Source organism: Paenibacillus sp. FSL H7-0918, assembly GCF_038007025.1.
In the GTDB taxonomy this organism is placed as follows: Bacteria; Bacillota; Bacilli; order Paenibacillales; family Paenibacillaceae; genus Paenibacillus_AQ; species Paenibacillus_AQ odorifer.
Genome location: NZ_JBBOWJ010000006.1, coordinates 14,282 through 38,831, shown reverse-complemented (window position 1 = coordinate 38,831; position 24,550 = coordinate 14,282). Strand labels below are relative to the sequence as shown.

21 protein-coding genes, 1 pseudogene and 1 riboswitch are annotated in these 24,550 nt (G+C 46.9%); of the genes and pseudogenes, 10 read left to right on the top strand and 12 right to left on the bottom strand.

The window, feature by feature from the left end; genetic code table 11:
- Positions 1-9: 9 nt before the first annotated feature.
- From MHI15_RS28935 to MHI15_RS28925, 3 genes are all read right to left on the bottom strand, one after another.
- Complete coding sequence (locus MHI15_RS28935; RefSeq protein WP_076278920.1) at positions 10-2,472, bottom strand: heavy metal translocating P-type ATPase; 2,463 nt, start codon at positions 2,470-2,472, stop codon at positions 10-12.
- 113 nt (positions 2,473-2,585) lie between these two features.
- Complete coding sequence (locus MHI15_RS28930; protein ID WP_076124634.1) at positions 2,586-2,786, bottom strand: copper ion binding protein; 201 nt, start codon at positions 2,784-2,786, stop codon at positions 2,586-2,588.
- A 53-nt stretch (positions 2,787-2,839) separates the two neighbouring features.
- Entirely contained in the window at positions 2,840-3,187 is a 348-nt protein-coding gene (locus tag MHI15_RS28925; protein ID WP_076124636.1) for a metal-sensitive transcriptional regulator, read from the bottom strand.
- Positions 3,188-3,447: 260 nt separating this feature from the next.
- Here MHI15_RS28925 and MHI15_RS28920 point away from each other — a divergent pair, with 260 nt between their 5' ends.
- The 8 genes from MHI15_RS28920 (at position 3,448) to MHI15_RS28885 (ending at position 10,221) form a co-directional block, all read left to right on the top strand.
- The gene (locus MHI15_RS28920) at positions 3,448-4,968 is read left to right on the top strand and encodes an MDR family MFS transporter (protein ID WP_036682771.1); all 1,521 of its coding nucleotides are present in this window, start codon (positions 3,448-3,450) and stop codon (positions 4,966-4,968) included.
- Between the two features lie 5 nt (positions 4,969-4,973).
- Positions 4,974-5,540 (top strand): PadR family transcriptional regulator, encoded by a 567-nt coding sequence (locus MHI15_RS28915; protein ID WP_036682773.1) that lies wholly within the window; start codon positions 4,974-4,976, stop codon positions 5,538-5,540.
- A 90-nt stretch (positions 5,541-5,630) separates the two neighbouring features.
- Positions 5,631-5,846, top strand: coding sequence for a hypothetical protein (locus MHI15_RS28910; RefSeq protein WP_076278921.1), 216 nt, complete (start codon positions 5,631-5,633; stop codon positions 5,844-5,846).
- A gap of 52 nt (positions 5,847-5,898) precedes the next feature.
- Positions 5,899-6,876 (top strand): aldo/keto reductase, encoded by a 978-nt coding sequence (locus MHI15_RS28905; protein WP_076124641.1) that lies wholly within the window; start codon positions 5,899-5,901, stop codon positions 6,874-6,876.
- Positions 6,877-7,255: 379 nt separating this feature from the next.
- Complete coding sequence (locus tag MHI15_RS28900; protein WP_341165190.1) at positions 7,256-8,431, top strand: hypothetical protein; 1,176 nt, start codon at positions 7,256-7,258, stop codon at positions 8,429-8,431.
- 1 nt (position 8,432) lies between these two features.
- Positions 8,433-9,023, top strand: coding sequence for a signal peptidase I SipW (gene sipW, locus MHI15_RS28895; protein ID WP_076124645.1), 591 nt, complete (start codon positions 8,433-8,435; stop codon positions 9,021-9,023).
- A 90-nt stretch (positions 9,024-9,113) separates the two neighbouring features.
- Positions 9,114-9,722 (top strand): TasA family protein, encoded by a 609-nt coding sequence (locus MHI15_RS28890; protein WP_036682781.1) that lies wholly within the window; start codon positions 9,114-9,116, stop codon positions 9,720-9,722.
- A gap of 169 nt (positions 9,723-9,891) precedes the next feature.
- A complete protein-coding gene (locus MHI15_RS28885; RefSeq protein ID WP_036682795.1) occupies positions 9,892-10,221 on the top strand; it encodes a helix-turn-helix domain-containing protein in 330 nt (109 codons plus the stop codon).
- Between the two features lie 107 nt (positions 10,222-10,328).
- Here the strand turns inward: MHI15_RS28885 and MHI15_RS28880 are convergent, their stop codons facing one another.
- On the bottom strand, positions 10,329-10,484 hold the full coding sequence (locus MHI15_RS28880) for an anti-repressor SinI family protein (protein WP_232061118.1): 156 nt from the start codon (positions 10,482-10,484) through the stop codon (positions 10,329-10,331).
- A 27-nt stretch (positions 10,485-10,511) separates the two neighbouring features.
- Positions 10,512-10,596, bottom strand: a riboswitch (cyclic di-GMP riboswitch).
- 470 nt (positions 10,597-11,066) lie between these two features.
- Here MHI15_RS28880 and MHI15_RS28875 point away from each other — a divergent pair.
- Together MHI15_RS28875 and odhB are read left to right on the top strand one after the other, a co-directional pair.
- Positions 11,067-13,934 carry a 2-oxoglutarate dehydrogenase E1 component gene (locus MHI15_RS28875; RefSeq protein ID WP_341165189.1) on the top strand — a complete coding sequence of 956 codons (2,868 nt, stop codon included), beginning with the start codon at positions 11,067-11,069 and terminating at the stop codon, positions 13,932-13,934.
- Positions 13,935-13,986: 52 nt separating this feature from the next.
- A pseudogene (gene odhB / locus MHI15_RS28870) lies at positions 13,987-15,280 on the top strand (2-oxoglutarate dehydrogenase complex dihydrolipoyllysine-residue succinyltransferase).
- A gap of 361 nt (positions 15,281-15,641) precedes the next feature.
- Here the strand turns inward: odhB and MHI15_RS28865 are convergent.
- The 8 genes from MHI15_RS28865 to MHI15_RS28830 all read right to left on the bottom strand — a co-directional run bounded on the left by MHI15_RS28865 (position 15,642) and on the right by MHI15_RS28830 (position 24,433).
- On the bottom strand, positions 15,642-16,604 hold the full coding sequence (locus MHI15_RS28865) for a hypothetical protein (RefSeq protein ID WP_076278923.1): 963 nt from the start codon (positions 16,602-16,604) through the stop codon (positions 15,642-15,644).
- Positions 16,565-17,173 carry an RNA polymerase sigma factor gene (locus tag MHI15_RS28860; protein WP_076278924.1) on the bottom strand — a complete coding sequence of 203 codons (609 nt, stop codon included), beginning with the start codon at positions 17,171-17,173 and terminating at the stop codon, positions 16,565-16,567. Before MHI15_RS28860 ends, MHI15_RS28865 begins: the two co-directional genes overlap by 40 nt.
- Before the next feature lie 326 nt (positions 17,174-17,499).
- On the bottom strand, positions 17,500-19,248 hold the full coding sequence (locus MHI15_RS28855; protein ID WP_076192700.1) for a hypothetical protein: 1,749 nt from the start codon (positions 19,246-19,248) through the stop codon (positions 17,500-17,502).
- Positions 19,249-19,276: 28 nt separating this feature from the next.
- Positions 19,277-19,963, bottom strand: a complete 687-nt coding sequence (locus MHI15_RS28850) for a hypothetical protein (protein WP_076278925.1) — start codon at positions 19,961-19,963, stop codon at positions 19,277-19,279.
- Positions 19,963-20,913, bottom strand: a complete 951-nt coding sequence (locus tag MHI15_RS28845; RefSeq protein WP_076124657.1) for a sugar phosphate isomerase/epimerase family protein — start codon at positions 20,911-20,913, stop codon at positions 19,963-19,965. Before MHI15_RS28845 ends, MHI15_RS28850 begins: the two co-directional genes overlap by 1 nt.
- Before the next feature lie 34 nt (positions 20,914-20,947).
- Complete coding sequence (locus MHI15_RS28840) at positions 20,948-21,820, bottom strand: carbohydrate ABC transporter permease (protein ID WP_038568356.1); 873 nt, start codon at positions 21,818-21,820, stop codon at positions 20,948-20,950.
- Positions 21,821-21,845: 25 nt separating this feature from the next.
- Positions 21,846-22,748: an ABC transporter permease gene (locus MHI15_RS28835; RefSeq protein WP_038568353.1), complete on the bottom strand. Its 903-nt coding sequence runs from the start codon at positions 22,746-22,748 to the stop codon at positions 21,846-21,848.
- Positions 22,749-22,822: 74 nt separating this feature from the next.
- On the bottom strand, positions 22,823-24,433 hold the full coding sequence (locus MHI15_RS28830; protein ID WP_076124659.1) for an extracellular solute-binding protein: 1,611 nt from the start codon (positions 24,431-24,433) through the stop codon (positions 22,823-22,825).
- Between the last annotated feature and the right edge of the window lie 117 nt (positions 24,434-24,550).

Genomic DNA, 24,550 nt, shown 5'->3' with positions numbered 1-24,550 from the left:
ATGGTGATATTACAGCTTTACCCGCTGTAGCCGAAGTGCATTCAAAACAACAGACACGGAGCTAAATGCCATCGCAGCTCCTGCCAGCCATGGGGCTAGAAACCCAAGTGCAGCAATCGGTATTCCTATTGTATTGTAAGCAAGCGCCCAGAACAAATTTTGTTTAATATTTCTCATCGTTTTGCGGCTCATCATGATCGCATCAGGAATACTCTTCAGATCCCCGCGCATCAGCGTAATATCAGCTGCTTCCATAGCTATATCCGTTCCTGTCCCAATCGCCATACCCGTATCGGCAGTAGCCAGTGCCGGAGCATCGTTGATCCCATCCCCAACCATGGCAACCTTAGTCCCATTCTGTTGGAGCTTGCGAACCTCTTCGGCTTTGCCCTCTGGCAGAACCTCTGCTAACACTTTTTCGATCCCTGCCTGCTTCGCAATAGCCTCAGCTGTAATTTTATTGTCACCAGTGATCATTACGACTTCAATACCCATATCATGGAGCGCGGCTACAGCCGCTTTTGAGGTCGGTTTAATCGTATCAGCAACGGCCACAATCCCAGCGATTTCACTCTCTACCGCTACTAGCATAGCTGTCTTTCCCGACTCCTCCAGCTTCTTCATAATTGGAGTCCATTCTGTGATATCAAGCTGATGATCTTCCATCATCCGCCGCGTGCCTACCATAACCTGCTGATCGGAGACAACGGCCATAATTCCACGTCCGGGCACATTATCAAACTGCTCAGCAGTAGGCAAAACCAAACCTCTATCAGTAGCGCCAGCAACAATAGCTTCCGCAAGTGGATGCTCAGATAGCTTTTCAGCAGCTGCAGTTAAAGCTAACAAACGGTTTTCCGCGTTTTCTTTTCCATAAGCTGCAATTCCAGTAGTAGTCACAACATCGGTAAGCACGGGTTTACCATTCGTCACTGTACCTGTTTTATCTAGCACAACGGTCTGAATCCCTTGCGCTCCCTCTAAATGCTCCCCGCCCTTGAAGAGAATTCCAAGCTCTGCTGCCCGGCCCGATCCTGCCATAATGGAGGTTGGCGTTGCCAGACCTAGCGCACATGGACAAGCGATTACGAGCACTGCAATGGCTTTTTCGAGGGCATCAGCGAACTGGCCAGGGGCTGCCCAGAAATACCAGATCAGAAAAGTTATTACGGCAATACCCACAACAATCGGCACAAAAATCCCTGAGATTACATCGGCAATCCGCTGAATCGGAGCTTTGGAGCCTTGAGCTTCCTCCACTACTCGGATAATTTGAGCCAGCGCAGTGTCGCGACCCACTTTATTGGCTTTGATTCTCAAGATACCGTTCTTATTCATAGTGGCACCGATCACGGTATCCCCTGGTTTTTTCTCCACAGGAATACTTTCTCCGGTCAACATCGACTCATCCACAGAAGAAGACCCCTCGACAACTTCACCATCCACAGGTACCTTTGTTCCGGGCTTCACCAATACAATATCACCAGGAATAACTTCATCTGTCGGGATATTCATTTCTTGCCCATCCCGAATTACGAGGGCGGTTTTTGCCTGAAGACCCATTAAGCTTTTGATTGCGTCAGAGGAACGGCCTTTCGCCAGCGCCTCAAACCATTTACCGACAAGGATAAGTGTAATGAGTACAGCACTCGTCTCATAATACATTTCTACAGTATGATTCATTCCCTTCATGCTTAAGGAATCAATGGTCAGATAAAGACTGTAGAAATAAGCTGCCGACGTCCCTAATACGACCAACACATCCATATTGGCACTCCGGTTACGAAGGGCTTTATAAGCACCGACGTAGAACTGCCAACCGATGATAAATTGCACAGGGGTAGCCAGTACAAGCTGGAACCAAGGATTCATAAATATATCCGGTGTTGGAATCCAGCCGGTGAAGGAGAAATGACCAGCCATCGCCCATAACAATGGGAACGAAAGAATTGCAGAAATGATCCATCTCCACTTTTTATGCTGAATTTCTTTTCCACGACGATCCACATGATCCTTGCGGTCTTCTTTAAGAGAAGCTTTATAGCCGATACTGCTTACCTTCTCCATGATCTCCCTTGGACTGATATTACCGGGTGTATATTCTACATGTGCTGTTTCCAGCGCTAAATTCACATTAACTGCTGCTATACCCGGTGTACGGCTCAACACTTTTTCAATCCGTGAGGAACACGCAGCACAGGTCATCCCCGATATATCAAAATCCGCAGATTCTTTAATAGTGTCATAACCAAGAGAACGGATTTTATCCTCAATTTGTGGCAACCCTGATACTGTCGGATCAAATCCAACTGTAGCCTGTTCCAAGGCTAGATTCACATTCGCACGAGATACGCCGTCCATTCGGGACAAACCCTTCTCAATTCGGGTTGCACAAGCGGAACAGGTCATGCCTGTAATCTGTACAGTTGCCTGCTGTTCGTTTGGTGAAGCTGTTGTTTTGGTTTTATCCATGATTTCCACGCCTCCACATACCCCTATAGGGTATGATAATTTCTAAAAGAAAAGGCATTGGAGCTTTGGGTAGCTTCCCCATATCACTCCAAGCCTTATTACTGTGCTTCAAATTAAACTACGTCATACCCTTGATCTACAATTGCTTCTTTAATCGCACCAAGGCTTACTTTGTTCTCATCATACTCGACGGAAACTTTCTTAGCAGCAAGATCAACTTTAGCTGTGGCTCCAAGATTGCCTACGGCTTTCTCTACGGAGTTAACACAGTGACCACAAGACATTCCTTCAACGTTTAATGTAGCGTTTGACATTAATATAACCTCCAATAAATGTTGTGAAGCTATGCTCTAGAAGCATTAGCTTATTATTTCATTAATTTGTTAACCGTAATTAGGAGCTCGTCGATAACCTCATGTTCGCCAGCTTCGATTCGCTCAACAATGCAACTTTTCATATGTCCTTCTAACAGCATCTTACCGACACCATTTAACGCCGCCTGTACCGCTGCGAGCTGGTTGAGTACATCATCACAATAGGTATCCCGTTCAATCATACCCTTTACCCCGCGGATCTGGCCTTCAATCCGGTTGAGGCGCGTATTCAAGTTATTCTTGAATTCTGCCGAATGATGACTTTTTCGTTCTCCTGATGATGAAGAATGACAATTTATGTCGCAGGATTCTGCAGCTTGCTCTTTCTTGGCAGTAGACATAAGAATCAGCCTCCTTGGTTATAATATAATATACCCCCGTAGGGTATGTCAAGAGGCATTCCTAATTCATCCACAGATGATCTCCAAGGGTAGTTTGTCCCTATATTACCGCCGTATTCTTCTACGGTTGGCTATACATCTCTATTTTTTTAAAAAAACTATTGCCTCCCTATTCAAATTTGAATATAATAAATTTTGCTTCTAATTATGAACATTTTTCGAACAGAACTATCACTATTAAGAAAAAGGAGCTGCGAAGCATGCATACTAAAGAAAGTAATCTTAAACTCGTAGTGGTTGGCCTGCTGCTTGGTATTCTTATGTCCGCAATGGACAATACCATTGTAGCTTCAGCTATGGGAACGATAGTCTCAGATCTTGGCGGTCTGGATAAAATCGTATGGGTAACCTCCGCTTACATGGTAATGGTAATGGCCGGAACCCCTATCTTCGGCAAGCTCTCTGATATGTATGGACGTAAACGTTTCTTCATTTTCGGATTGATTGTATTCCTGATTGGCTCGGCTTTGTGCGGTACTGCCACCAGTATCACACAGCTCAGTATTTACCGTGCCATTCAAGGGATCGGCGGCGGTGCACTAATGCCAATCGCCTTCACCATCGTTTTCGACATTTACCCGCCTGAAAAAAGAGGAAAATTGACCGGTCTCTTTGGAGCCGTCTTCGGAATCTCCAGTGTACTTGGACCTTTACTCGGTGCCTATATTACCGACTATGTTGGTTGGCAGTGGGTATTCTACATTAACCTGCCGCTAGGAATTATTGCACTGTTCCTGATTGCAACTTCTTATAAGGAGTCGATCTCCCACGCTAAACAGCGCATTGACTGGGGTGGAGCCTTCACTCTGGTTGGCGCGATTATCTGCCTAATGTTCGCTCTGGAACTTGGTGGTAATCAATATGCTTGGGATTCCAGTGCCATCCTTGGCTTATTCGTAGGTTTTGCTGTTCTCTTGCTGGCGTTTATCCTTATTGAGAGAGTAGCTGCTGAACCTGTGATCTCGTTCGCTATGTTCCGCAAACGGTTGTTTGCAACAAGCAGCGTGACCAGCCTATTTTATGGCTCTGCTTTTATCGTAGCTACTATTTACATTCCTATCTTTGTGCAGGGTGTATTTGGCGGCTCAGCTACGAACTCAGGGCTGATCCTTATGCCGATGATGATCGGTACGGTCGTTGGCAGTCAGACCGGGGGGCTGCTTACAACAAAAACCAGCTTCCGCAACATTATGATCCTATCCGCAGTCTGCTTTGTCGCAGGGGTCTACAGCCTAAGCACTTTATCACCAGATACCTCCCGCCTCATGCTTAATGTATTTATGGCTCTGACTGGGTTCGGCGTAGGCTTTTCCTTCTCCGTGCTGAGTATGGCAGCTATCCATAATTTCGATATGCGCCAACGGGGATCGGCAACATCGACCAGTACCTTCATGCGCTCCCTTGGAATGACGCTGGGAATTACGATCTTCGGGATTATTCAGCGGAATAGCTTTACTAACAGTCTAAGCGATGCTTTTGGCGGTAGTGAACAGTCAGCAGCTTTCGGAGATCCACGCGCTGCGTTAACACCTGAAGCAAGAGCAAAGATCCCTGCTGAAATATTAGAAAAAATATCAAGTGCGTTATCCACCTCTATTGCACAAACCTTTATGTGGGCTTTGATTCCTGCAGTGCTCGGTCTAGTCTTTGTACTGCTCATGCCAAAAGACCGTCTTACCATTCCTGCTAAAGCTGTTCAGGCGTCCGAGGGCAAAAGGTAACCATTATGTCCATGAAATTAGCCATTTTAGGTTTACTGCTGGAGCGGAACATGCATCCCTATGAAATCACATTAGTGATGAAGGAACGTTCCATGGACCGGATCACGAAGCTGCAGATGGGATCACTCTATTATGCTGTGGATAAGCTTGCACAAGATGGTTATATAGAAGCTTTAGAGGTCATCCGCAGCAGTGATCGGCCGGACAAAACAATCTATGCCATAACGGAGCAAGGTAAAGCTTTATTCGAACAGCTTATCCTGCAACAGATTAAGAAAAACGAACCCTTCTATCATCCGATGTATATGGCCCTGGCTATGTCCCGTCATATCGATCAGAGCAAGGTTGAGAAGCTGCTCGAGGAACGCCTCCGGGAAACAGAACATCAGGTTAATCTGGCTTATCAGGTATACGAGGAGCATATCTCCATCGTGCCTCGTTCTGCCCTGCATCTAATGTACGGTACATATGAGCACACCCTGACTGAGCTGAAATGGCTGCAGCGCCTATACGATGATGTTGTAGCACGCAAGCTAAAAGACATAGGGACACCGTTGAATTTAGAGGCCTAATGGCCTCTTTTTTCTGTTTAAGGGAGTCAAAATACGTTTATTAACGAGCACAATAGCCATTAAATCTCAAAGAAAGGCGAGGCGGTAAAAATGACTCAAGAAAAACATCAGCGGAATAGTGACAAACGGGATCACCCGGAACAATATCCAACAGAGAAAGAAAGTCTATTCGATCTTCATGAAAGTGAGCAGAATGTAGACCCGATTCCGATGGAAGATTTGACGCTGGAAAAGCACGAAGAAAAGAATAAAGAAGAGACCAAACACCGCTCTTCCAGCGACAAAAAATACCATACGGGCTTCTGAGAGTGTACAATATCTACAAGTACGCAATCATAATTTCCAAGGAGGAATCACATTGTTGAAAGCGTTACCTTTAAACAAGCGCGGGATTCCCGCAAGCCGCATTGCTTTAGGCTGCATGGGGCTAGGCGGTGACTGGGACCATGAGCCGATTACTGCGGAGAATGTTAAACAGGGACATGAAGCGGTTGATGCCGCCCTTTCCATCGGCATCAACATGTTTGATCATGCAGATATCTATACTCGTGGGAAGGCGGAGAAGGTATTCGGTCAGATTTTTAAGGATCGTCCAAGACTACGTGAAGAAATCATAATTCAATCTAAATGTGGAATTAAGCTAATGGAGCCTGGAGACAGCACTAATACGTTTGATTTCTCTGGCCAACATATTCTGAACAGTGTAGATGGAATATTGTCACGACTTGGGACCGAATACATTGATATTCTTCTACTGCATAGACCTGATCCCTTAATGGATCCCGAAGAAGTAGCCTCCGCATTACATCAACTGAAGGCCGCTGGTAAGGTTCGTCATTTCGGGGTTTCCAATATGAGCGCCGCTCAGATCAAGCTGCTGCAGACTTATTGCGATGAACCTTTTATCGTAAACCAGCTGCATATGAGCTTGGCTAAGATCAGCTGGGTGGATGCTGGAATCAGTGTAAATCGTGAACCCTGGAAGGATATTATCTTTCCTGAGGGAACCCTTGAACATTGTCGAATGGAGAACATTCAGCTTCAAGCCTGGGGGCCACTCGCCCAAGGTCTATTTAGCGGGCGTTCATTAGAGGATCAACCGGAGAATATCGTCCAAACAGCAGCTATGGTCCAACAGCTTGCAGATGAAAAAGGAACAACACCCGAAGCCATTGTACTGGCTTGGCTAATGACACATCCAGCTGCCATTCAGCCTGTTATTGGAACTGTGAATCCGAAGCGTATTACTGCCTGTGCCGATGCGGACAAGCTGGAGCTTAGCCGTAAAGAATGGTATGACCTGTATGTTAGTTCACGCGGTTCAAAACTTCCGTAACATATACATTTATATTCTCAACTTCATTACTCCGCTTATGCCCGGCTCGCGTTACTACTGCGAGCCGGGTATTTTTTTGCGAATCACTCTAACTTATCGTTCTTTATTGAGAATATATTTAGTAATCGAGCGATATATGGAGTTATTTAGAGATAAATTATCATTTTCGTTCTTTATAGAGTACAAATGCGCGTTATTGGCAGTTTTCTTTTTGATTTATTCCATGTATGATTCATTACAGAAGTTGTTCTTAATAAAGAACGATAATAACGAACCAAAGAAACAGACATTGAGGGGAGGTATTCCTCTGAGACCCAGATCAGCAAGGAGAAGACCTAGAAGAAACAGGAAAATCGGATTACGTATACTGCAATCAGGAATGGCTGTCTCCGTCTTATTTCTATATACCTCGCAGCAAGTTGGTGGTACCTATGGAGGCTTTGGAGCCGCTACGCAAACCACTAGCACGATTAGCTTTTGCGAAGTATTTCCGAATTCGATCAAGGCACTGCTTACAGAGTTCAAAGAGCATGTTAATCGAGCGCTCACTTTAAAAGAATCACTACAGCCCTTTTCCTCATCAGCTAACTACTCGGACGTTTCGGGAATAGAAGGGATGTCGCTGGAAGAGCTTGATGTCGCTGCAGAAGAGATTTCTTCGCAAATAGCGGCGCTTCAATCCCAAATAGATAGCGTTAACGAGCAACTGGCGGCTAACAGCCAAATTTGGAATCAAATCCACAATGAGCTAAGTGCAGCAGCAGCCTTACTCTTCCAGATAGGAGGATATATGACTTCTCTAGATTCCAACTGTCTAGAAATCAAGGACGAGCAATTTTTCAGAGATTTACAAAGCAGCCTGAATCAAAGCGGTGTGATCTCGGAATCCTTGAATGCTTCCTTAAATGGAGTTATTAGTTACCTAACCTCCATACACGATGTCGGTCTTCCATTCGCTTCGGTAGTTACCAGTGATGTTTATGGACAACTTGAATTACGCGAAGGAGAGTTCCCACAGCCACTGCCATTCCTGATTACCTTCACTCAACCAGACGGCGTGATCTCTAGCGACCTCACCTCATCTTATGAAGCTCTAAATACCGAATTGACTAACCATAAAGAATCGGCAACCTCAGGTATCACTACCCTTCAAGATAAACTCCAATTGATCAGTCAGACTCGCGAGCAAAAACTAGAAGAGCTTGAAAAAGCTCGGCTAGAAGAAGAGCAAGCAAAGAAAGAAGAAGAAGCGAAAAAAGAAGAAGAACGTTTGGCTGAGGAGAAAAAGCAACAAGAAGCCGAGGATAAAGCGAAGGCTGAGGCAACCCCTCCAACATCAGGTGAAACTGCTCCGGAAACCCCAAATAAAGAACAACCTGAAGCCCCAGCCACTGATCCGGTTAAGCCGGAAATTGACGAAGAGCTCACAATTCCAAAAGATGTCCCTCAGCAAGAGGCTCCACAAGAGACGCCAAAGGCGGAAGACAGTACGACTACCCCGCCGGTAGCAACCCAAGCTCCTTCGGACCCTCAACCTGAGAAAGGTGGAGAATAAGATGCGAATTAAAAAAATTATCAATAATACCCTATCGAGCTTAATGCTTGTGATCTTTATTCTGCTGGTGGCAGCCGTAGTGTTATCCAAGGCCTCCGGCGGTGAACCTGCTTTCTTCGGATATGAGATCAAAACCGTACTCTCAGGATCGATGGAACCAGGAATTCAGACAGGCTCAATTGTCGCATTAAAACCCGGAGGGGATATGAATCGTTTCAAACCAGGCGATGTCATCACCTTTAGGAATGAAGATAATCTGCTCATTACTCACCGGATTGTAGAAGCGACCGTCAATAACGCTACTGGTGAAGCTGTTTATCGCACTAAAGGCGATAACAACGACGCGCCCGACATGAACCCTACCAGTTCTGTGAATGTTGTAGCTCAGTATACCGGGGTCACTGTACCCTATGTCGGTTACGCTATGAATTTCGCGGTTTCCAAAGCTGGAAGTGTAGTCCTCATGATCGTGCCTGGCTTGATGCTTCTGCTCTATGCTCTGTATACCTCTTGGAAGGCTGTAGCTGCATTAGAAAAGAAAAATGCTGCCCTACTGCCAGCCTCACCGCCCCCAACAGAAACACAGCCCTAAGTTGATTGTCCACTTCCGCTTACGAACCGGAAGATACAATATATAAATTTTATAAAAAATTCAAACACAAATTTGAGGAGGAATTTTATTATGGGTATCAAGAAAACATTGGGTCTTGGCGTAGCATCTGCAGCACTGGGTTTATCATTAATCGGCGGAGGAACCTTCGCATACTTTAGCGACACTGCGCAAAGCACAGCTACATTCGCAGCGGGCACGCTCGATCTGAACTCCGACCCTTCTGTCATCGTTAATATTCCTAACCTGAAACCAGGTGATACTGTAACTAAATCCTTCAAATTGAAAAACGATGGTTCGCTCGATATCGGATCTATTATTCTGAATACATCGACTCAAATCACGGATGCTAAAGGAGATAACTATCTGGATTTAGCCGAGTTCATTAAAGTTAAATTCCTTAGAAATAATGATAAAGGAGTACCTATCGTCTCTCCTGAAAATGTAGTTTATGAGACTACACTTGCTGCTTTAAAAAGTCAGCATCCGGATCTCGTAAAAAATACAGGTTGGGATCAACTCTTTACCGAAGCATCCGGTATTAAAGCCGGTACCAACGACAGCTTCTCCGTCCAATTCGAATTTGTGGAAAATAACCAAGATCAAAATATTTTCCAAGGCGATAGCTTAACACTGACTTGGGATTTCGTAGCTAAACAAGGTGCGAAAAAAGACTACTAAGATCAATAAAGTAATTTAATAAAATACTCGAAGAGCAGCAGATCCTGAATCCGGCCACGGATAAGCAGATTGCTGCTCTTCTCTTTACAATAAACTTTGTCCGATTTATTGATATTTGCTATACTAATAACAAAAATTACGGAGGGGCGTCAGCATAGTGCCACAGAATATGGGCCAACGTATCCAGCAGCTCCGCCTAGACAAGGGTTTCTCCCTATCTGAGCTTGCGGACAGAGCAGATGTGGCTAAGTCGTATCTTAGCAACGTGGAGAGAAACATCCAATCCAATCCATCCATCCAGTTTATCGAAAAAATCGCTGACGCGCTTCAGGTATCCATTCATGCCCTACTCTATGGAGAACCCAATGATGCAGAGGAATCACATTTAGATTCGGAATGGTTCCGATTGGTGCAGGAAGCTATGGACTCAGGCATTAGCAAACGCGAATTCAAAGAATTTCTGGACTATCAGAAATGGAAGCTCGATCAAAAGGATTAATACTTCCTACTAATCTGGTACGATCCTCTCTTCTACTAAATCATATCGAAAAAGGACACAGCGAAGAACCGCTGTGCCCTTTTTCGATATGTAACCCCTCTAATGTATTACTGCACGATCTGCACAGTTTTCTCATGAAAGAACTGGCGGATTTCATCTGCCTTAATGCCAGCCTTCTTAGCTGCTAATAATAAATGTACCCACTCTTGATCCAGATCAATAAACTGCTGTTCTCTGTTGCTACCCTGGTTGGACTTTTCCAAAAAATCTCCCCCTAAGATTTTACGTCCCCAGGCAATCCGGCTGTCATAGTATCTCTACCTTAGACCCGCGACTTTGTGCCCCTGCCTTTCGGCAAGTTTACCTTTTACTGGACCCTTTTCACGAAAGGATCTACTTAAAAAACTATAAAATTACTATCTGCAATAACATTATACAAAAAGAAAGCGGAAAAGTGTGTCGATTCCTGGTTACTTTCTATTTTAAAAACGAAAAATAAAAGATTTTTTTTCAAAGATCTTGTCCGATTATCACGATACTCGTCCGTTACATAAAATAAATTGTACTAGCAAAATAAATATTTACTGACCTAATAGTTAAAAATAAGGATAATAGAATCATTTTAATAGGCCTTTAGAATGGGTAATGAGAAGAAACACCCTTCTTTTCATTAGAACAAGCTAACCCATACCATTTTGCGAACGTATTGGACGAAAGAATGAATTGATTACAGTGGCCGAAAGTAGCACAATAAGATGAGAAATGAAACCGCAATCATCACAGCTCCAGTAAGCGTTGACACAAAATGTCACGTATGGAGTTCATCCGTTAAGGAGGATGTATTCATGGCAGCCAAAGAGCCCTATAACGAATCCATTTGGAGTAAGTATTACGGACCCAATTTAGGCTACATTCAAGAAAGATATGAACAGTTTGTGAAAGATCCCTCCACCGTAGAAAATAATTATCGCGAGCTTTTTACAAATTCGGGACCTCCTCCCCTAACTCCGGATAGCGAACCGGCTCCTCAGCCGCGCATCTCGGGAGACACCGAATGGCTTAGAAAAGCAGTAAGAGCTTCCAAGCTAATCGCCAATATTCGTATATATGGCCATATGGCCGCTGAAATTGATCCGCTGGTACGCGATCAGAATCCCATGGCAAAATATCTTGAGCTTGAAACCTATGGGCTGACCCGCGAAGACCTGATCGCACTGCCTGCCACGCTTATATGGGAAAATGCGCCGAATGATGTGCATACCGGATGGGATGCCGTGCAACGTATGCGTCAGGCATACACCAAGACTATCGCCTATGAATTCGGGCATGTGCATGAAGAAAAAGAACTGCAATGGCTAAATAGACAGGCAGAATCCACCAGCTCACCAGCACCCCTAAATAATACAGAACGCAAAGAGCTCCTGTACCGCCTGATTCAGGTAGAGCAATTTGAAACCTTCCTCCACAAGACTTTTGTAGGTCAGAAGCGTTTCAGTCTTGAAGGCAATGATGCTCTTGTGCCGATGTTAGATGAAATCGTACGTGCTGCTGCACATGACGGTGCGGAGCATATTTTGATGGGCATGGCGCATCGCGGCCGCCTCAACGTTCTTGCACATATTTTGGGCAAACCTTATGATATCATATTTTCAGAGTTTCATCATTCTCCGAACAAGGAGCTTTTCCCTTCCGAAGGCTCCACAGGCATTAACTATGGTTGGACAGGTGATGTGAAATACCATCTCGGTGCAGACCGTGCTGTCCGTGAAGGAGAAACCGTACGCACAAGAATAACACTAGCGAATAACCCAAGTCACTTGGAATTCGTCAATCCTGTCGTGGAAGGTTTCACTCGTGCCGCACAAGAAGATCGGAGCACTGCAGGACTGCCGAAGATTGATACCAGTAAAGCTATGGCGGTGCTGATGCATGGCGATGCTGCTTTTCCAGGTGAAGGAATTGTTGCAGAAACGCTTAATATCGGCAAACTTCAAGGTTATCAAAATGGTGGGACGATCCATATCATTGTTAATAACCGAATTGGTTTTACGACTGAAAGTGAAGATTCCCGTTCTACGCATTATGCGAGTGACATCGCCAAAGGGTATGAAATCCCAATAGTCCATGTCAACGCTGATGACCCAGAGGCCTGCGTAGCAGCTGTACGTTTAGCTAGCGCATACCGCCATCAATTCAAAAAAGATTTCGTAATTGATCTCATCGGCTACCGCCGTCATGGTCACAACGAAATGGATGATCCTGAAACCACACAACCTATTGTCTACGGCAAGGTTCGCAATCATCCAACCGTCTACAAGGTTTATGCAGAGAGACTGAAAAACGAAAAGGTTCTTACCGCCGAAGACGTACAAAAGATGAATGCTGAAGCAGAAAGCGTATTGCAGCGTGCGTACGATACTATGAAGGAAGGCAATCATAAGAAAAAAGAACCCAAAGCCTTCATTCCTCTACAAACGGACCGCGCAGCGGCAAACACTACAGCGGTATCCATCTCCAGCCTGCAGGAGATCAATCGTGAACTGTTGACGGTTCCTGCTGGATTCCAGGTTTACCCGAAGCTGGAGCGCATTTTACAACGTCGTAAAGATGCACTGAATGAGGGTGAAAAGGTCGACTGGGCACTGGCTGAAACATTAGCCTTCGCTACCATTCTGAAAAATGGAACGCCCATCCGACTGAGCGGTCAAGATGCCCAGCGCGGAACCTTCGCACATCGCCATCTGGTGCTGCACGACAGTAAAACAGGAGATTTATTCTCTCCGCTACATCAGCTAAGCGATTCCCGTGCCTCCTTTGGCGTATACAACAGTCCATTGTCAGAGGCATCAGTATTAGGCTTTGAATATGGTTATAATGTGTTTGCACCGGAAACCTTCGTAATCTGGGAAGCACAGTATGGTGATTTCGCCAATGCGGGTCAGGTTATTTTTGACCAGTTCATTGCCGCTGGACGCGCCAAATGGACACAGCGCAGCAATCTCGTCATCATGCTGCCGCATGGCTACGAAGGACAGGGACCTGAGCACTCCAGCGGTAGGCTGGAACGGTTCTTGCAGCTATCCGCTGAGGAGAACTGGACGGTCGCTAACCTGACTACCGCTTCGCAATATTTCCATCTGCTGCGGCGCCAAGCAGCGTTATGCGGGCAGGAAGATGCTAGACCGCTAGTCATTATGACGCCGAAAAGTCTCATTCGGAATACGCGCAGCACTTCTGCCGGAACCGAGCTGGCTTCAGGACAATTCAAGCCTGTATTAGCTGAATCTTTGCTTGGCCAGAAACCAAGTGAAGTTAAACGGCTCGTAGTTTGCAGCGGTAAAGTCGCTATCGACATCCAAACAGAACTGGAAGCAGCACCGGATAAGGATTGGTCATGGCTGCATGTTCTTCGCCTAGAGCAGCTTTATCCGTTCCCGGAACAGGAGCTAAGCGAACATTTAAACTCCTTCAGCTCCCTTCAGGAAATTGTCTGGGTGCAAGAAGAGCCGAAAAATATGGGCGGCTGGAGCTATAGTGAGCCTCGGTTACGCGCCATCGCACCGAAAAATGCCGGCGTAAGATATATCGGCCGTCCGGAACGTTCCAGCCCGGCCAGTGGTTATGCAGATGTGCATAGCTTCGAACAACGTAGAATTGTAACAGAAGCCCTAAAATCAAATTCGAACGTACAAGCGGCTGTACCGTCCTCTTAAGAGGACGGTATCACAATAGCGTAAACCATTATGTTTGGGGAGGAAACGGCCTGTGTCAGAAATCTTAGTACCCGATCTGGGAGAATCCATATCCGAAGGAACCATCTACAAATGGCTGGTTAAAGAAGGCGACACGGTAGGTCAAGGCGATGTGCTCGCTGAGCTGGAAACGGATAAAGTCAATCTGGAAATTAGTGCAGAGGTGGAGGGTGTCATCTCCACCATCCTGCGTCAAGCGGGCGAGAACGTAGCCGTTGGCGAAGCCATCGGCATCATTGGAGCCGCAAGCGGCAGTACGCCGCGGGCCGCTGCAAGCGAAGCCGAAGCGCCTAAAGCGGCTCCGGCAGGCGGCAACGCAGTAGCAGCCGCCGCGCCTGTAGCTGCGCCCGAAGTGCCTGCAGCAGGTGGCGACAGCCATGCTGCATTGGCATCGCCGGGCGCACGCAAGCTGGCACGGGAGCGCGGCATCGACCTCGGCGAGGTTAGCGCCCGTGATCCTATCGGCCGGATTGGTCAGGCCGATGTGTCCGGTCATGGTGCAGCAGCGCCGCAGGCCGCTGCACCGGTGGCTCCGGCGCCGCAAGGCAAGCCGGAGCCCTATGGCAGCGAAGCCGGCAGCGGGCAAAGCCACGCCGGACGAGGGCAAAAACGTGGAGCGCAAGCGCATGTCACGCAGACGGCTCACGATTGCCAGCCGCTTGGTCGAAGCGCAGCAGACCGCGGCCATGCTTACCACCTTCAACGAGGTGGACATGACAGCGATCCTCGACATCCGCAAGCGTCGCAAGGATGCATTTAAAGAGAAACATGAAGTTGGACTAGGCTTCATGTCCTTCTTCACCAAAGCCGTGATCGGTGCGCTTAAAACCTATCCACTGCTGAACGCCGAAATCGACGGTGAAGATCTGGTCGTTAAGAAATTCTACGACATCGGTATTGCTGTTGCAGCGAAAGAAGGACTTGTAGTTCCCGTAGTCCGTGATGCGGATCGGCTCAGCTTCCCGGAAATCGAGCGCCAGATTGGCGAGCTCGCTTCCAAAGCACGTGCCAATACGCTCAGCCTCTCCGAGCTGCAAGGCGGAACATTCACCATCACCAACGGTGGCGTATTCGGCTCCTTGTTATCCACACCGATTCTGAATACACCACAGGTGGGTATTCTAGGGATGCATAAGATCCAACTGCGTCCAATCGCGCTGGACGAAGAAAGAACCGTAAACCGTCCAATGATGTACATCGCCCTTTCCTATGATCACCGGATCGTTGACGGCTCTGAAGCGGTAAGCTTCCTGGTCAAAGTGAAGGAATTGCTGGAAGATCCGGAAGCACTACTGCTAGAAGGCTAACGCTCTTCGAATTTTCGAAGATATAAGAATATTAAGAAGGTATCCCTACAGCTCTCGCTTTGGGGATACCTTCTTTTATATCTGAATCCAATTGCTGCCTTCCCTGCATACGATTTAACTGTATTTTATACACTTATTTATTTCTGATCCGCTCATAGCCTCTTCTCTAATTGCATTCTCTACAACTAAAATCCGTAAAAACGTCTATTTCCACTAATCTAACCAGTAATAGCTGCATCAAGTACAACTAAAGGGCCTATATACAGCTATTGGTGAACTTTAATTGCACATAATACAACTAACTTAGCGCATGCACCTACTAACTACTAACTTCAAACTTCAAACTTCAAACTTCAAAACTCTACTTCAATAGCTCCTCAGCCAGCTGTAAAAATTGCTCCTTGGTCAAAATCTTATCTCCATAGCTGGTGAGTGTATAATACGCATCCTGCTTCTCGTTATACCAATTTAGATAATCATAGCTGACCTCTTCCCTTACTACCTTGTTATAGATAACTTCTGTCCCTGCAACTGTGAGCTTATTAGCTTGATTCTCAGGCGTTTGTTCCACGAAAACCTTGCCGCCATGCATGAGCGTTGCTGAGATCCCTATAAAAGCATTGTTCTTCGAATATGTTACACTTAGCCCCCCTGGCTCGGACCACGGTATAGCCTTCATAAACAAATTGCGGGTCCCCTTGTCCTTATTTGCCTGAGCGGTAAGATCATTTAATGTTTCCTTATACAAAGTACCTAGCTTAGCTGTATCCGTAGTCGGAGAATTAGGATGGATTACACCATATTTAAAAGCGTACCCCGCTGCCGTTTCGGGAAGCATTGGCGCCCCTGTTCTTTTGATTTCTTTTAAAAAATCAGAATACGCATCTATCCGCTGCTCTTTATACTTAAACTGCAATTCTGTCGCCAAGCCTGCTGCACCTGCTTTATTTTTCACAAGATAAGCGATCAATTCACCCGGTTTAGCGAACTCTTCTGCTTGCTGCGCATATTTATCATAAGAAGCCCTTTCTGCAGATTCAGTCGGCGCAACATGTTGGACCTTCACTACTCCTTCACTATTGCGGATTTGGATATATTCAGACGCAGCATACGCAGTCACAGAAATCAGCAGAAACAGCGTTAACATACTGGCCACTGCTGTTGTTTTATTCATCACCCTCAGCGAGAACGATCGCTTTCGACCTGTTATGCCAGTAATACGCCCCATGACCTTCTCTTCTACATCTACCTCATCCAAAAGTTCATTGCCCGCCGAGGCATAAATTATATCTTGGTATTCATTGCTGATTTTGTTTCTTTCCATATGATCTCCTCCTCTGACTTCATAGCTTCCTGAACCTTTAGCTTGATCCGATTCATTCTTTTAGTTAGCGCATTGGGACTGACCCCTAGAATCTCACTTATCTCAGCATAAGTTTGTTCCTCAAACACCCGCAGAATAAGCATGTTTCTCTCCTCAAGCGACAATCCCGCTAAAGCCGCAGACAATGAAGGACTATACAACCGAGCATCCAGCTCCTGTTCAGGACTTGCAGACAGTACTTCCGGACGAAAAATACGCATGACTTGCTTATGCAGACGACGCCTGCGCAGCAGATTTAAGCAATGATGATATGCGATACGATAGAGCCATGCCGAGAAATGCATTTGCGATTTGTATTGCCGGATAGATTGATAACCCTTTACCAAAATATCCTGAACCGCGTCCTCCGCATCCTGCTTGTTTTCTAACAAACGATAGCAATATCGATAGATCGGCTTTTGGAATGACCTGACAATTAAAGCATACTGCTCGGAATCTCCCTTTTGAATCCTAACGATTAGCTCTTCCAACTCTGTCGAGTCTAGCGAATCCTGTGGCGATGTAAGCACCTCCTTAACCCTTATATCTCTATAACACTTGACCACCGAAAAAAGTGCCTATGTAAACCAAACTAAAGGAAATTTTATAAAAGCTGACAGTCACGGCTTCGGAGAATGTTTGAATCACTGACGGCTGGTGTCCCCGGATTTCTTACTTATACCATTATGCACGGTTAAAATCTGGTGAGTCTATGCTTAGCAGATGCATAACAAAACCTCCCATTAGACCTGATAACTCCAGGTTTGCTTCTAATGGAAGGTTTTTTAATAAGGCTTATTATTCTAAGACTGAGGTGTAACGTCAACGTCTGCTAAATTGTAAATTGTTGCAAAGGTTACTCTCTTATCATGGAAGGAGATAGAGTGATCGTAATCGTCTTATCGAACGGGGTCATAAAATTGACCAACACCGCCTTGCAGTTATCCTGCAGCTTCGCCTCACGCACCGTAGCCGCCAGATGTCCAAGCTCGCCCCCTGACAGTTCAATCCAGTCCTCTTCACAACTATAGCGGAGGTTACCGCCGTTCCAGAGATAATGGTCCTCTCCGACAGCCTGCAATTCACCCGATGTGAAACATCCTTCCCGTCCAAAAATAAAAGACAGCTGAGTCATAACCTCCGTAGGTTCCTCAGCATGCAATCGCAGGGTCCACCCTCTGTCCGTGCGTTGAACCTCCGTCTCCACACGGAATGTCTGTTCATGCGTAAGTGCGCGGCTCTGATGCGGTAGCAGATACCAAGGGCTTACCGGCTCCCCAGATGTTTGCGGAAGCAGTTCACCTTCTACAGGACCGTAATAACCCTTCTTTTGTTCTCCTGACAGGTGGTATCCGTCAGGTAGTTTGATCATTTTCTGCATCGGGACATATCCCGGATTAAAGTAAGAAGCCAGTTGCACTGCAAGCAGCCTGACGGCACCGTGACGGAGTGCAAAAAAAGACGGCGTCTCCGTGATTAAGGTCACGCTAGTGTTCCCGTCCCTGTAGCGCGCAACCGGTGCTCCGAAATCAGTATGCAGCCGGCTGTGGTAAATTCGCCCTTGATGGCCGGACTTCTCCATATCCTGCAGATAGCCGTGTCGCGGAAAATCGCCGTTCAGTATTTTCTCATATTTTACAGGCAGAGCTGCCGAATCTTCAAAAGGTTGCTGAAGCTCCGGCTCCAGCAGCATACGTACAAGTACGTTGACAGAGCAGACCCCCGGATTTTCCAGTGCTCTGCCTGCCCATTCGGCCATCCCCGCAAACAATGGCTCCTTATCGGAACGGGCCAGAATAGCGTACGGTAAATAATATGGAGACAGGTCGTGAAAGCTCCCCAGATCCTGGCGTCCAGAATAATCGGTCACAACTTCGCCCTTAGGATGCACCAAATAGACCATCATGTGTAAATTCAGACGAACTGGCTCCAGCAACTGCGGCCGATCCAGCAGACGAGCGGCATGAATCAGCATGATGTCGCTGACCGCACTATAAATACCGTTGCTGCGCTCCGTCCATTCTCCATCAGGTGTAATATCCATCCCTTCCGCCAACCACTGTTCCGCCCGTTGGACAGCCTCCTCCAGTCCGAACAGTTCATGCAGAAATCCCAGTGCTGCACACAATACCCAACGGTGGTTCGGCGTGTGACAGCCCCCTGTAAGCATGACGGGAATAGTTCGCTTAAGAAACAAGAGCATATTATCAAGCACCTGTTGCAGTGGCGCCCAATCCTGCGACGCCAACAGTTGGTATAGCTGAGCATAGCCGACGATGACAAAGGCTGTATCCGGGGGAGAATGATAGTTCGTCCAGCCCGGAGAGATCGAGCCATCCTCATGTTGTGCACGCAGCACGAACTCCGTCGCCAGCAGCAGGCGGGCCAGCAGCAGCTCATCACGGTAGAATGCGGAATCCGGGTTAACCAGAGCCGCTCCCCAATAACACATATCGGTTGGTGTGCCGGTCGTATGATTAACCCAGGCAACGCCAGTACCCGGATCTATTGTCCCTCCATAATAGCGGCTCGTCGGATCAAGCACCTGCCGGGATAATCCCTCCACTGCCGCTCTATCATTACTGGCTACCAGTTGCTTATACATTATAATTCCCTCCATGTTAACAATCTGCTCAATGTCTGGGTGGTAACAGGAGCTGAAGCCGCGCCAGCTCTTGTCGGATACGGTCAGGAATTTCCGTGAACAGTTGATTCCAAGAAACGAACAATTCCTCCCGGTCCGCATATTCCCAGCACGAATAGGACAGGGAAGGCGTGAACCCGCAGGTTTGCAGATAACGGTGGACAAGACGGTCAGTTTCTCCATCGGACGCCAGAATGCCGTGAAAAAAGTCGCCATAAATCAGACCCTCCGCACCTGTTCTATCCTGTGTACTGGATGCGAATCCCGGTAACAGCTCAAAGACTTCAGGGAACGGGGCAAGAGCATGCTTGCCGGGTTGGACATATAGATCTACCCGTGTCCCGCTTAGATTGCTGCCCCCGCGCAGCAGCGCTTTAAGGAATTTCCCGTGAAAGCTCGCTTCGGCATCCACCACTTCCCCGTCTCTACCGATATAAACCCACACATGCTCCAGATCATATAAATGCTGAATATCATAATCGTAATAAATCGCGTATTCTACAACGGTCAACACATCCGGATGGTTCACAGCTAGACGGCGCCGGAAGGAAGGAGACTCCCCCTCCTGCCGCAACACCGTTATACCGAGACGTACCGGAAAAAATGGCTCGTTCTGATCGAATAATAAGCGCGGAGCATACTTCATAGCTAACCTACGGTCTTCATCGTTCAACATCAGACCTGCCCTCTACGCGCCAACTTGGCCATAAGCAGCCGATGACTTTCAGCAATTTCTTCCGGCTGGCAAGCTGCCTTCAGCTCATACACCTTGACCCGCGCCCGTTCAATCATCGGCAGATAAGCATCATAGAATTCCATATTCCCGCTGTTTACATAAGGGCACCAGTGATCAGACAGACCGATGGTCTCATGAATGTGAACACCTACAATATCATCCATCAGACCTTCCATTTCCCCCACACTGTCGTACAAACCCAAACGGTCCATCATAATGGCATGCCCGGTGTCATACCATATGCCCACAGGCGCTCCTTTTAGCGCCTTAATAATCGTTTTGGCTTCCGCAAGCGTCGGAATCTGCTGCGGTTTGGAACGTGTTTCGATACCAAAGCGTACGTTTAGCCCCTCAGAAACTGCCCGGTTACATACTTCATCTAGGCTTTCAATAATTTTCTGCACATAGCCGGCGCTATAGGCTTCCCGCCGCTCCATCAGTTCCGCCCATTTGCTGCGATAAGCGTTAGAATCTCTACCCTCTCCGTTATAAATCTGCTCCAGCTCTTTGCTGATATCATTTGGAAAGGGTACCTCACCGGGATGCACAACAACAGCCTCTCCTCCGTAACGCTGAGCGTACTTAGCCGAGCCAATCAGCAGCTCAATCGCCCGCTGCCGCTTCTCCTCATCCTCAAAACCTAGCAGCACGGAATCTGTGCCATAATCGGAGTCCTGCACATGCGGGAAGGTGTTGTGGACACTGGAGATCCCCATCTCCCCCCGCTCAAGCATCGGCTCGATCGTTTCCAGCATTTCCTTAGTCACATTATAGTTCAGCTCCACTCGCTGAAAGCCCAGATCGCGGATTTCCCGCAGCATTTCACTGCCGATGGAATGACGCTTAATGTTCCAGCAAGTTGAGAACGAAAATATGCCTTTGTCCTCCATAATTATGTTCTCCTCCCTTGTTACAGCTTACGGTTCAACCTTTTACGGCACCAAGCATTACACCGCTGACAAAATATTTCTGCAGCCATGGATATACGGCAAGGATCGGTACTGTTGCAAAGATAACGGTGGCCGCTTTTAGGCTCTCTGGTGTCAGTGGGGTCCGGTTGGCACCTTCCATTTGTGTCAGTTCGGATACCATGTTGTTCTGCACCATCTGGAACAGCTTGAGCTGGAGCGGATACAAATCCGGATTATTGATATACATCAAAGAATCCTGAAAGCCGTTCCACCTTCCCACTGCGTAGAAAAGCGCCAATGTGGCCATAACCGGCATGGATAGCGGCAATATAATACTCATCAGGGTACGAAGATGGGAACTGCCATCGATTTCGGCCGATTCCTCCAGGCTGGCAGGGATGTTATTGAAAAAGGAGATCAGGATAATCAGGTTAAAGGGGCTGACCAGACCTGGCAGGATAAGCGACCAGACCGAATTAATCAAATGCAAATCACGGATCAACAAATATTCAGGAATAATACCGCCGCTGAAAAACATAGTGATAACGATCAGATACATAAAAAATTTACGGCCCTTCAATTTTCTTTTGGTCAGCGGATAAGCTGCTGCGACAGTGAAAAGCATACACAGCACCGTTGTGGCAAACGTCAGAATAACCGTAAAGACAAGAGAGCGGATCATCGCATTATTGGAAAAAACATTAATGTATGCATTCCAGTTCAATTCAATGGGGAAAATCGTTACTTCTCCAGAAGTAATTGCCCGGTTGGAACTAAGCGACACGGCAATCACATGCAAAAACGGAGCCAAGCAGAACAAAACGAACAAGGCAACAAACGTTATATTGACGATATCGAATATCCGGTTTGAGGTACGTTCACTCATAGCACTCCGCCTCCTTCTTTCTTTATCATAAAATACCGTCTCCGGTCACTTTTTTCGAAATATAGTTGGAGCCAAAAATAAACACCAGTCCCACCACGGCCTGGAACAATCCGACTACAGTAGCCAACGTATATTGTCCGGATTCTAGACCCACCCGGTACACAAAGGTACTGAGCACATCAGAATACTCACGCACAGCAGTGTTACCGATAATGTAAGGGCGGTCAAAGCCGATGCTGACCATCTTTCCCAGATTGAGGATAAGCAGCGTCACGATGGTTGGTTTTATGCTAGGAAGCGTAATGTAGCGGATTTTCTTCAGCCTTGTCGCTCCATCCACTTCAGCAGCTTCAAACAGCTCTCGGTTGACACCGGTTAACGCCGCCAGATAAAGGATAGTCCCCCAACCGGCACTTTGCCAGACGCCTGTGAATAAATAAGTGATCAGCCACGGATTTTTTTCAGTCAGAAACGGGATGGGAGTAAGGCCTAAGCTCTCCAGCACACCGTTCACCATACCGGACTGGTTGCCGAACAATTGATATACGATCCCCCCGATGATCACCCAGGAAATAAAGTGGGGGATATACAAAATCGTCTGCGATATTTTCTTGAACCACACCGAACGAATTTCGAACAGCATAATCGCCAGGATAATCGGAGCCGGAAAAGAGACAAGTAAATCCAGAAAATTCAGCATAAAGGTATTGCGCAAGGTGGTGTAGAACTCTCTCATTCCAAAAACCTCGCGGAACGCATCAAAGCCAATCCATTCGCTGCCTCCAATCCCCTGAAACAAATTGAAATCCTTAAAAGCAATCTGCACACCATACATCGGACCATAGCGGAAGATCAGGAAATAAATAATAGGCAGCGAAAGCAGCGCGTACAATTGCCAATACCGTCTAAAGTATGTCGCTTTGCTCAAGTCGTTTTCCTCCTAAGGAGAAAAACCGGGTGGAGCGCAGCACCATCTCCCCCCGGTTTTCACTATATATTTGTTTATTGAGCCGAAAGTTCCTTAAACGACTTCTCCAGTTCCTCTTTCAGCTTGGTTCCGCCCAAAGTCATGTAATCTTTCATTTCCTGCTCGTAAACCGCTTCAAACTGCTCTGGTTTGGCCATTGCCGTCTTTACAATAATTACGTTGAGCTTATCTTTGAGCGTTGTGCCATATTGCGATTCCGCTTCTATCGGCTTGCCGAAGACGAGCGGCCCCACCGTGTCAGCGTTGGCGATAGCGATAGATTGAGTCAGCATCTCCCGGTTACGTTCCGGAAAGCCCAGCGCCCATGCTTTTTCATTAGTGGCCTGATCACCGATGTTTTTGCCGTTGGAGATAATGGCCATGTCGCCAGCATTAAATAGACGATCGGCGAACTCCTGGGAAACATCTGTTTTGGCCACTGGAATACCGTCTACCAGGTCGTAGTTTTCACCTTCAACGCCATTTTGGATATCAATCAGATTATTATCCGAAGCCATCCAATCGAGATACTTAACGGCTTCCACGGCGCGTTTACTACTCTTCGGAATCATGATGTACATGCCGTTGGAGGCATACCGGGATTTAATGTGCTTGTTATCAACGTTGGCGTTGGTTAAGACGTCTACCGGCAGCACCTTGCTTCCCTCTACATTTTTGTAGAGATTATCCAGGGTACCATCGGCATAGAACAAGACATCCACATCCTCCGACCAGTAGCCTACATTGCCGTTCTGGATATCCTTGGCCAACTGTGTTTTATCCTCGTCCAGACTGAAGTCCTTACTGATCATCCCTTCATTGTAGAGCTTATTAAGAAATTGCAGGGCATCCTTAAAGCCCTCATGCAGCGGCAGCTCATAACGTTGGCTGTAGGTCAGATCGCCGCTGATCGGCTTCATGAAAGAGAAAATCAACGTCTCGAATTGGGCTGGTGCCAGTGCCATGCCCATCGGGATGTTTTTGCTGCCGAGATTGCCCGGATCCTTTTCTTTAAACGCTTTCAAAGTAGTGTACAGCTCATCGGTCGTCGTTGGCACAGGCAGTCCTAATTTATCTAACCAATCCTGACGGATGTAGGAGCTATAACGGCCTGTGATCGCCCGTTTACCAGGGATCGCATACTGCTGACCTTCAAGCTGGCCGAACGCCAGCGTATCCTCGCCAATAAACTTTTTCAGATTCGGGCCATATTCATCGAGAATTTCTCCGACATCAGTCAAGCCACCTTGCTGGGCATACCGATAAAACACACTGGAATCATACGTAAATACGATATCGGGCACATCCGTATTGCTCGCCATCAAAACATTCAGCTTGGTAACTTCCTCAGAACGCTGGATAGGTACAAATTCTACATCAATGTTATTCGGATCTCCGAACTTTTCCTGCACTAGTTTAGTTAAGTAGTTATTGGTAATGGTATGAGGGGCTGGGCTGTTGCCGCGGTCAAACACTTCCACCTTTAATGTAACGCGCTTGGCACTTTCGCCGGCTGGGGCACCCTCGGATGCTGTGTTGTTTTTAGAATCATTGGAACAGCCTGCTAGCAGAGAAACGCCCATTATTGCGGTTAATCCGATCCCGATTGCTTTCTTCAGAACTCCTTGATGTACGTTCACTGTCATTTTTCCATCCCCTTCGCCCTTGCAGGCTTTAATGGTGTATTTATGATCCCCTAGCCTTAACTCTATCCATCCCCAGCGGAATCCATATCACGTGATGCTTTTTACTGCCGTGCTACT

Excerpts from the sequence above, each read along its gene's own strand:
- MHI15_RS28845 (WP_076124657.1), bottom strand. The coding sequence starts at position 20,913 with ATGGAGGACAAAGGCATATTTTCGTTCTCAACTTGCTGGAACATTAAG.
- sipW (WP_076124645.1), top strand. The coding sequence starts at position 8,433 with ATGCGAATTAAAAAAATTATCAATAATACCCTATCGAGCTTAATGCTT.
- MHI15_RS28920 (WP_036682771.1), top strand. The coding sequence starts at position 3,448 with ATGCATACTAAAGAAAGTAATCTTAAACTCGTAGTGGTTGGCCTGCTG.
- MHI15_RS28935 (WP_076278920.1), bottom strand. The coding sequence starts at position 2,472 with ATGGATAAAACCAAAACAACAGCTTCACCAAACGAACAGCAGGCAACT.
- MHI15_RS28840 (WP_038568356.1), bottom strand. The coding sequence starts at position 21,820 with ATGAGTGAACGTACCTCAAACCGGATATTCGATATCGTCAATATAACG.
- MHI15_RS28900 (WP_341165190.1), top strand. The coding sequence starts at position 7,256 with ATGGCTGTCTCCGTCTTATTTCTATATACCTCGCAGCAAGTTGGTGGT.
- MHI15_RS28925 (WP_076124636.1), bottom strand. The coding sequence starts at position 3,187 with ATGTCTACTGCCAAGAAAGAGCAAGCTGCAGAATCCTGCGACATAAAT.
- MHI15_RS28850 (WP_076278925.1), bottom strand. The coding sequence starts at position 19,963 with ATGTTGAACGATGAAGACCGTAGGTTAGCTATGAAGTATGCTCCGCGC.
- MHI15_RS28910 (WP_076278921.1), top strand. The coding sequence starts at position 5,631 with ATGACTCAAGAAAAACATCAGCGGAATAGTGACAAACGGGATCACCCG.
- MHI15_RS28830 (WP_076124659.1), bottom strand. The coding sequence starts at position 24,433 with ATGACAGTGAACGTACATCAAGGAGTTCTGAAGAAAGCAATCGGGATC.
- MHI15_RS28865 (WP_076278923.1), bottom strand. The coding sequence starts at position 16,604 with ATGGAAAGAAACAAAATCAGCAATGAATACCAAGATATAATTTATGCC.
- MHI15_RS28875 (WP_341165189.1), top strand. The coding sequence starts at position 11,067 with ATGGCAGCCAAAGAGCCCTATAACGAATCCATTTGGAGTAAGTATTAC.
- MHI15_RS28855 (WP_076192700.1), bottom strand. The coding sequence starts at position 19,248 with ATGTATAAGCAACTGGTAGCCAGTAATGATAGAGCGGCAGTGGAGGGA.
- MHI15_RS28890 (WP_036682781.1), top strand. The coding sequence starts at position 9,114 with ATGGGTATCAAGAAAACATTGGGTCTTGGCGTAGCATCTGCAGCACTG.
- MHI15_RS28930 (WP_076124634.1), bottom strand. The coding sequence starts at position 2,786 with ATGTCAAACGCTACATTAAACGTTGAAGGAATGTCTTGTGGTCACTGT.
- MHI15_RS28885 (WP_036682795.1), top strand. The coding sequence starts at position 9,892 with ATGGGCCAACGTATCCAGCAGCTCCGCCTAGACAAGGGTTTCTCCCTA.
- MHI15_RS28915 (WP_036682773.1), top strand. The coding sequence starts at position 4,974 with ATGTCCATGAAATTAGCCATTTTAGGTTTACTGCTGGAGCGGAACATG.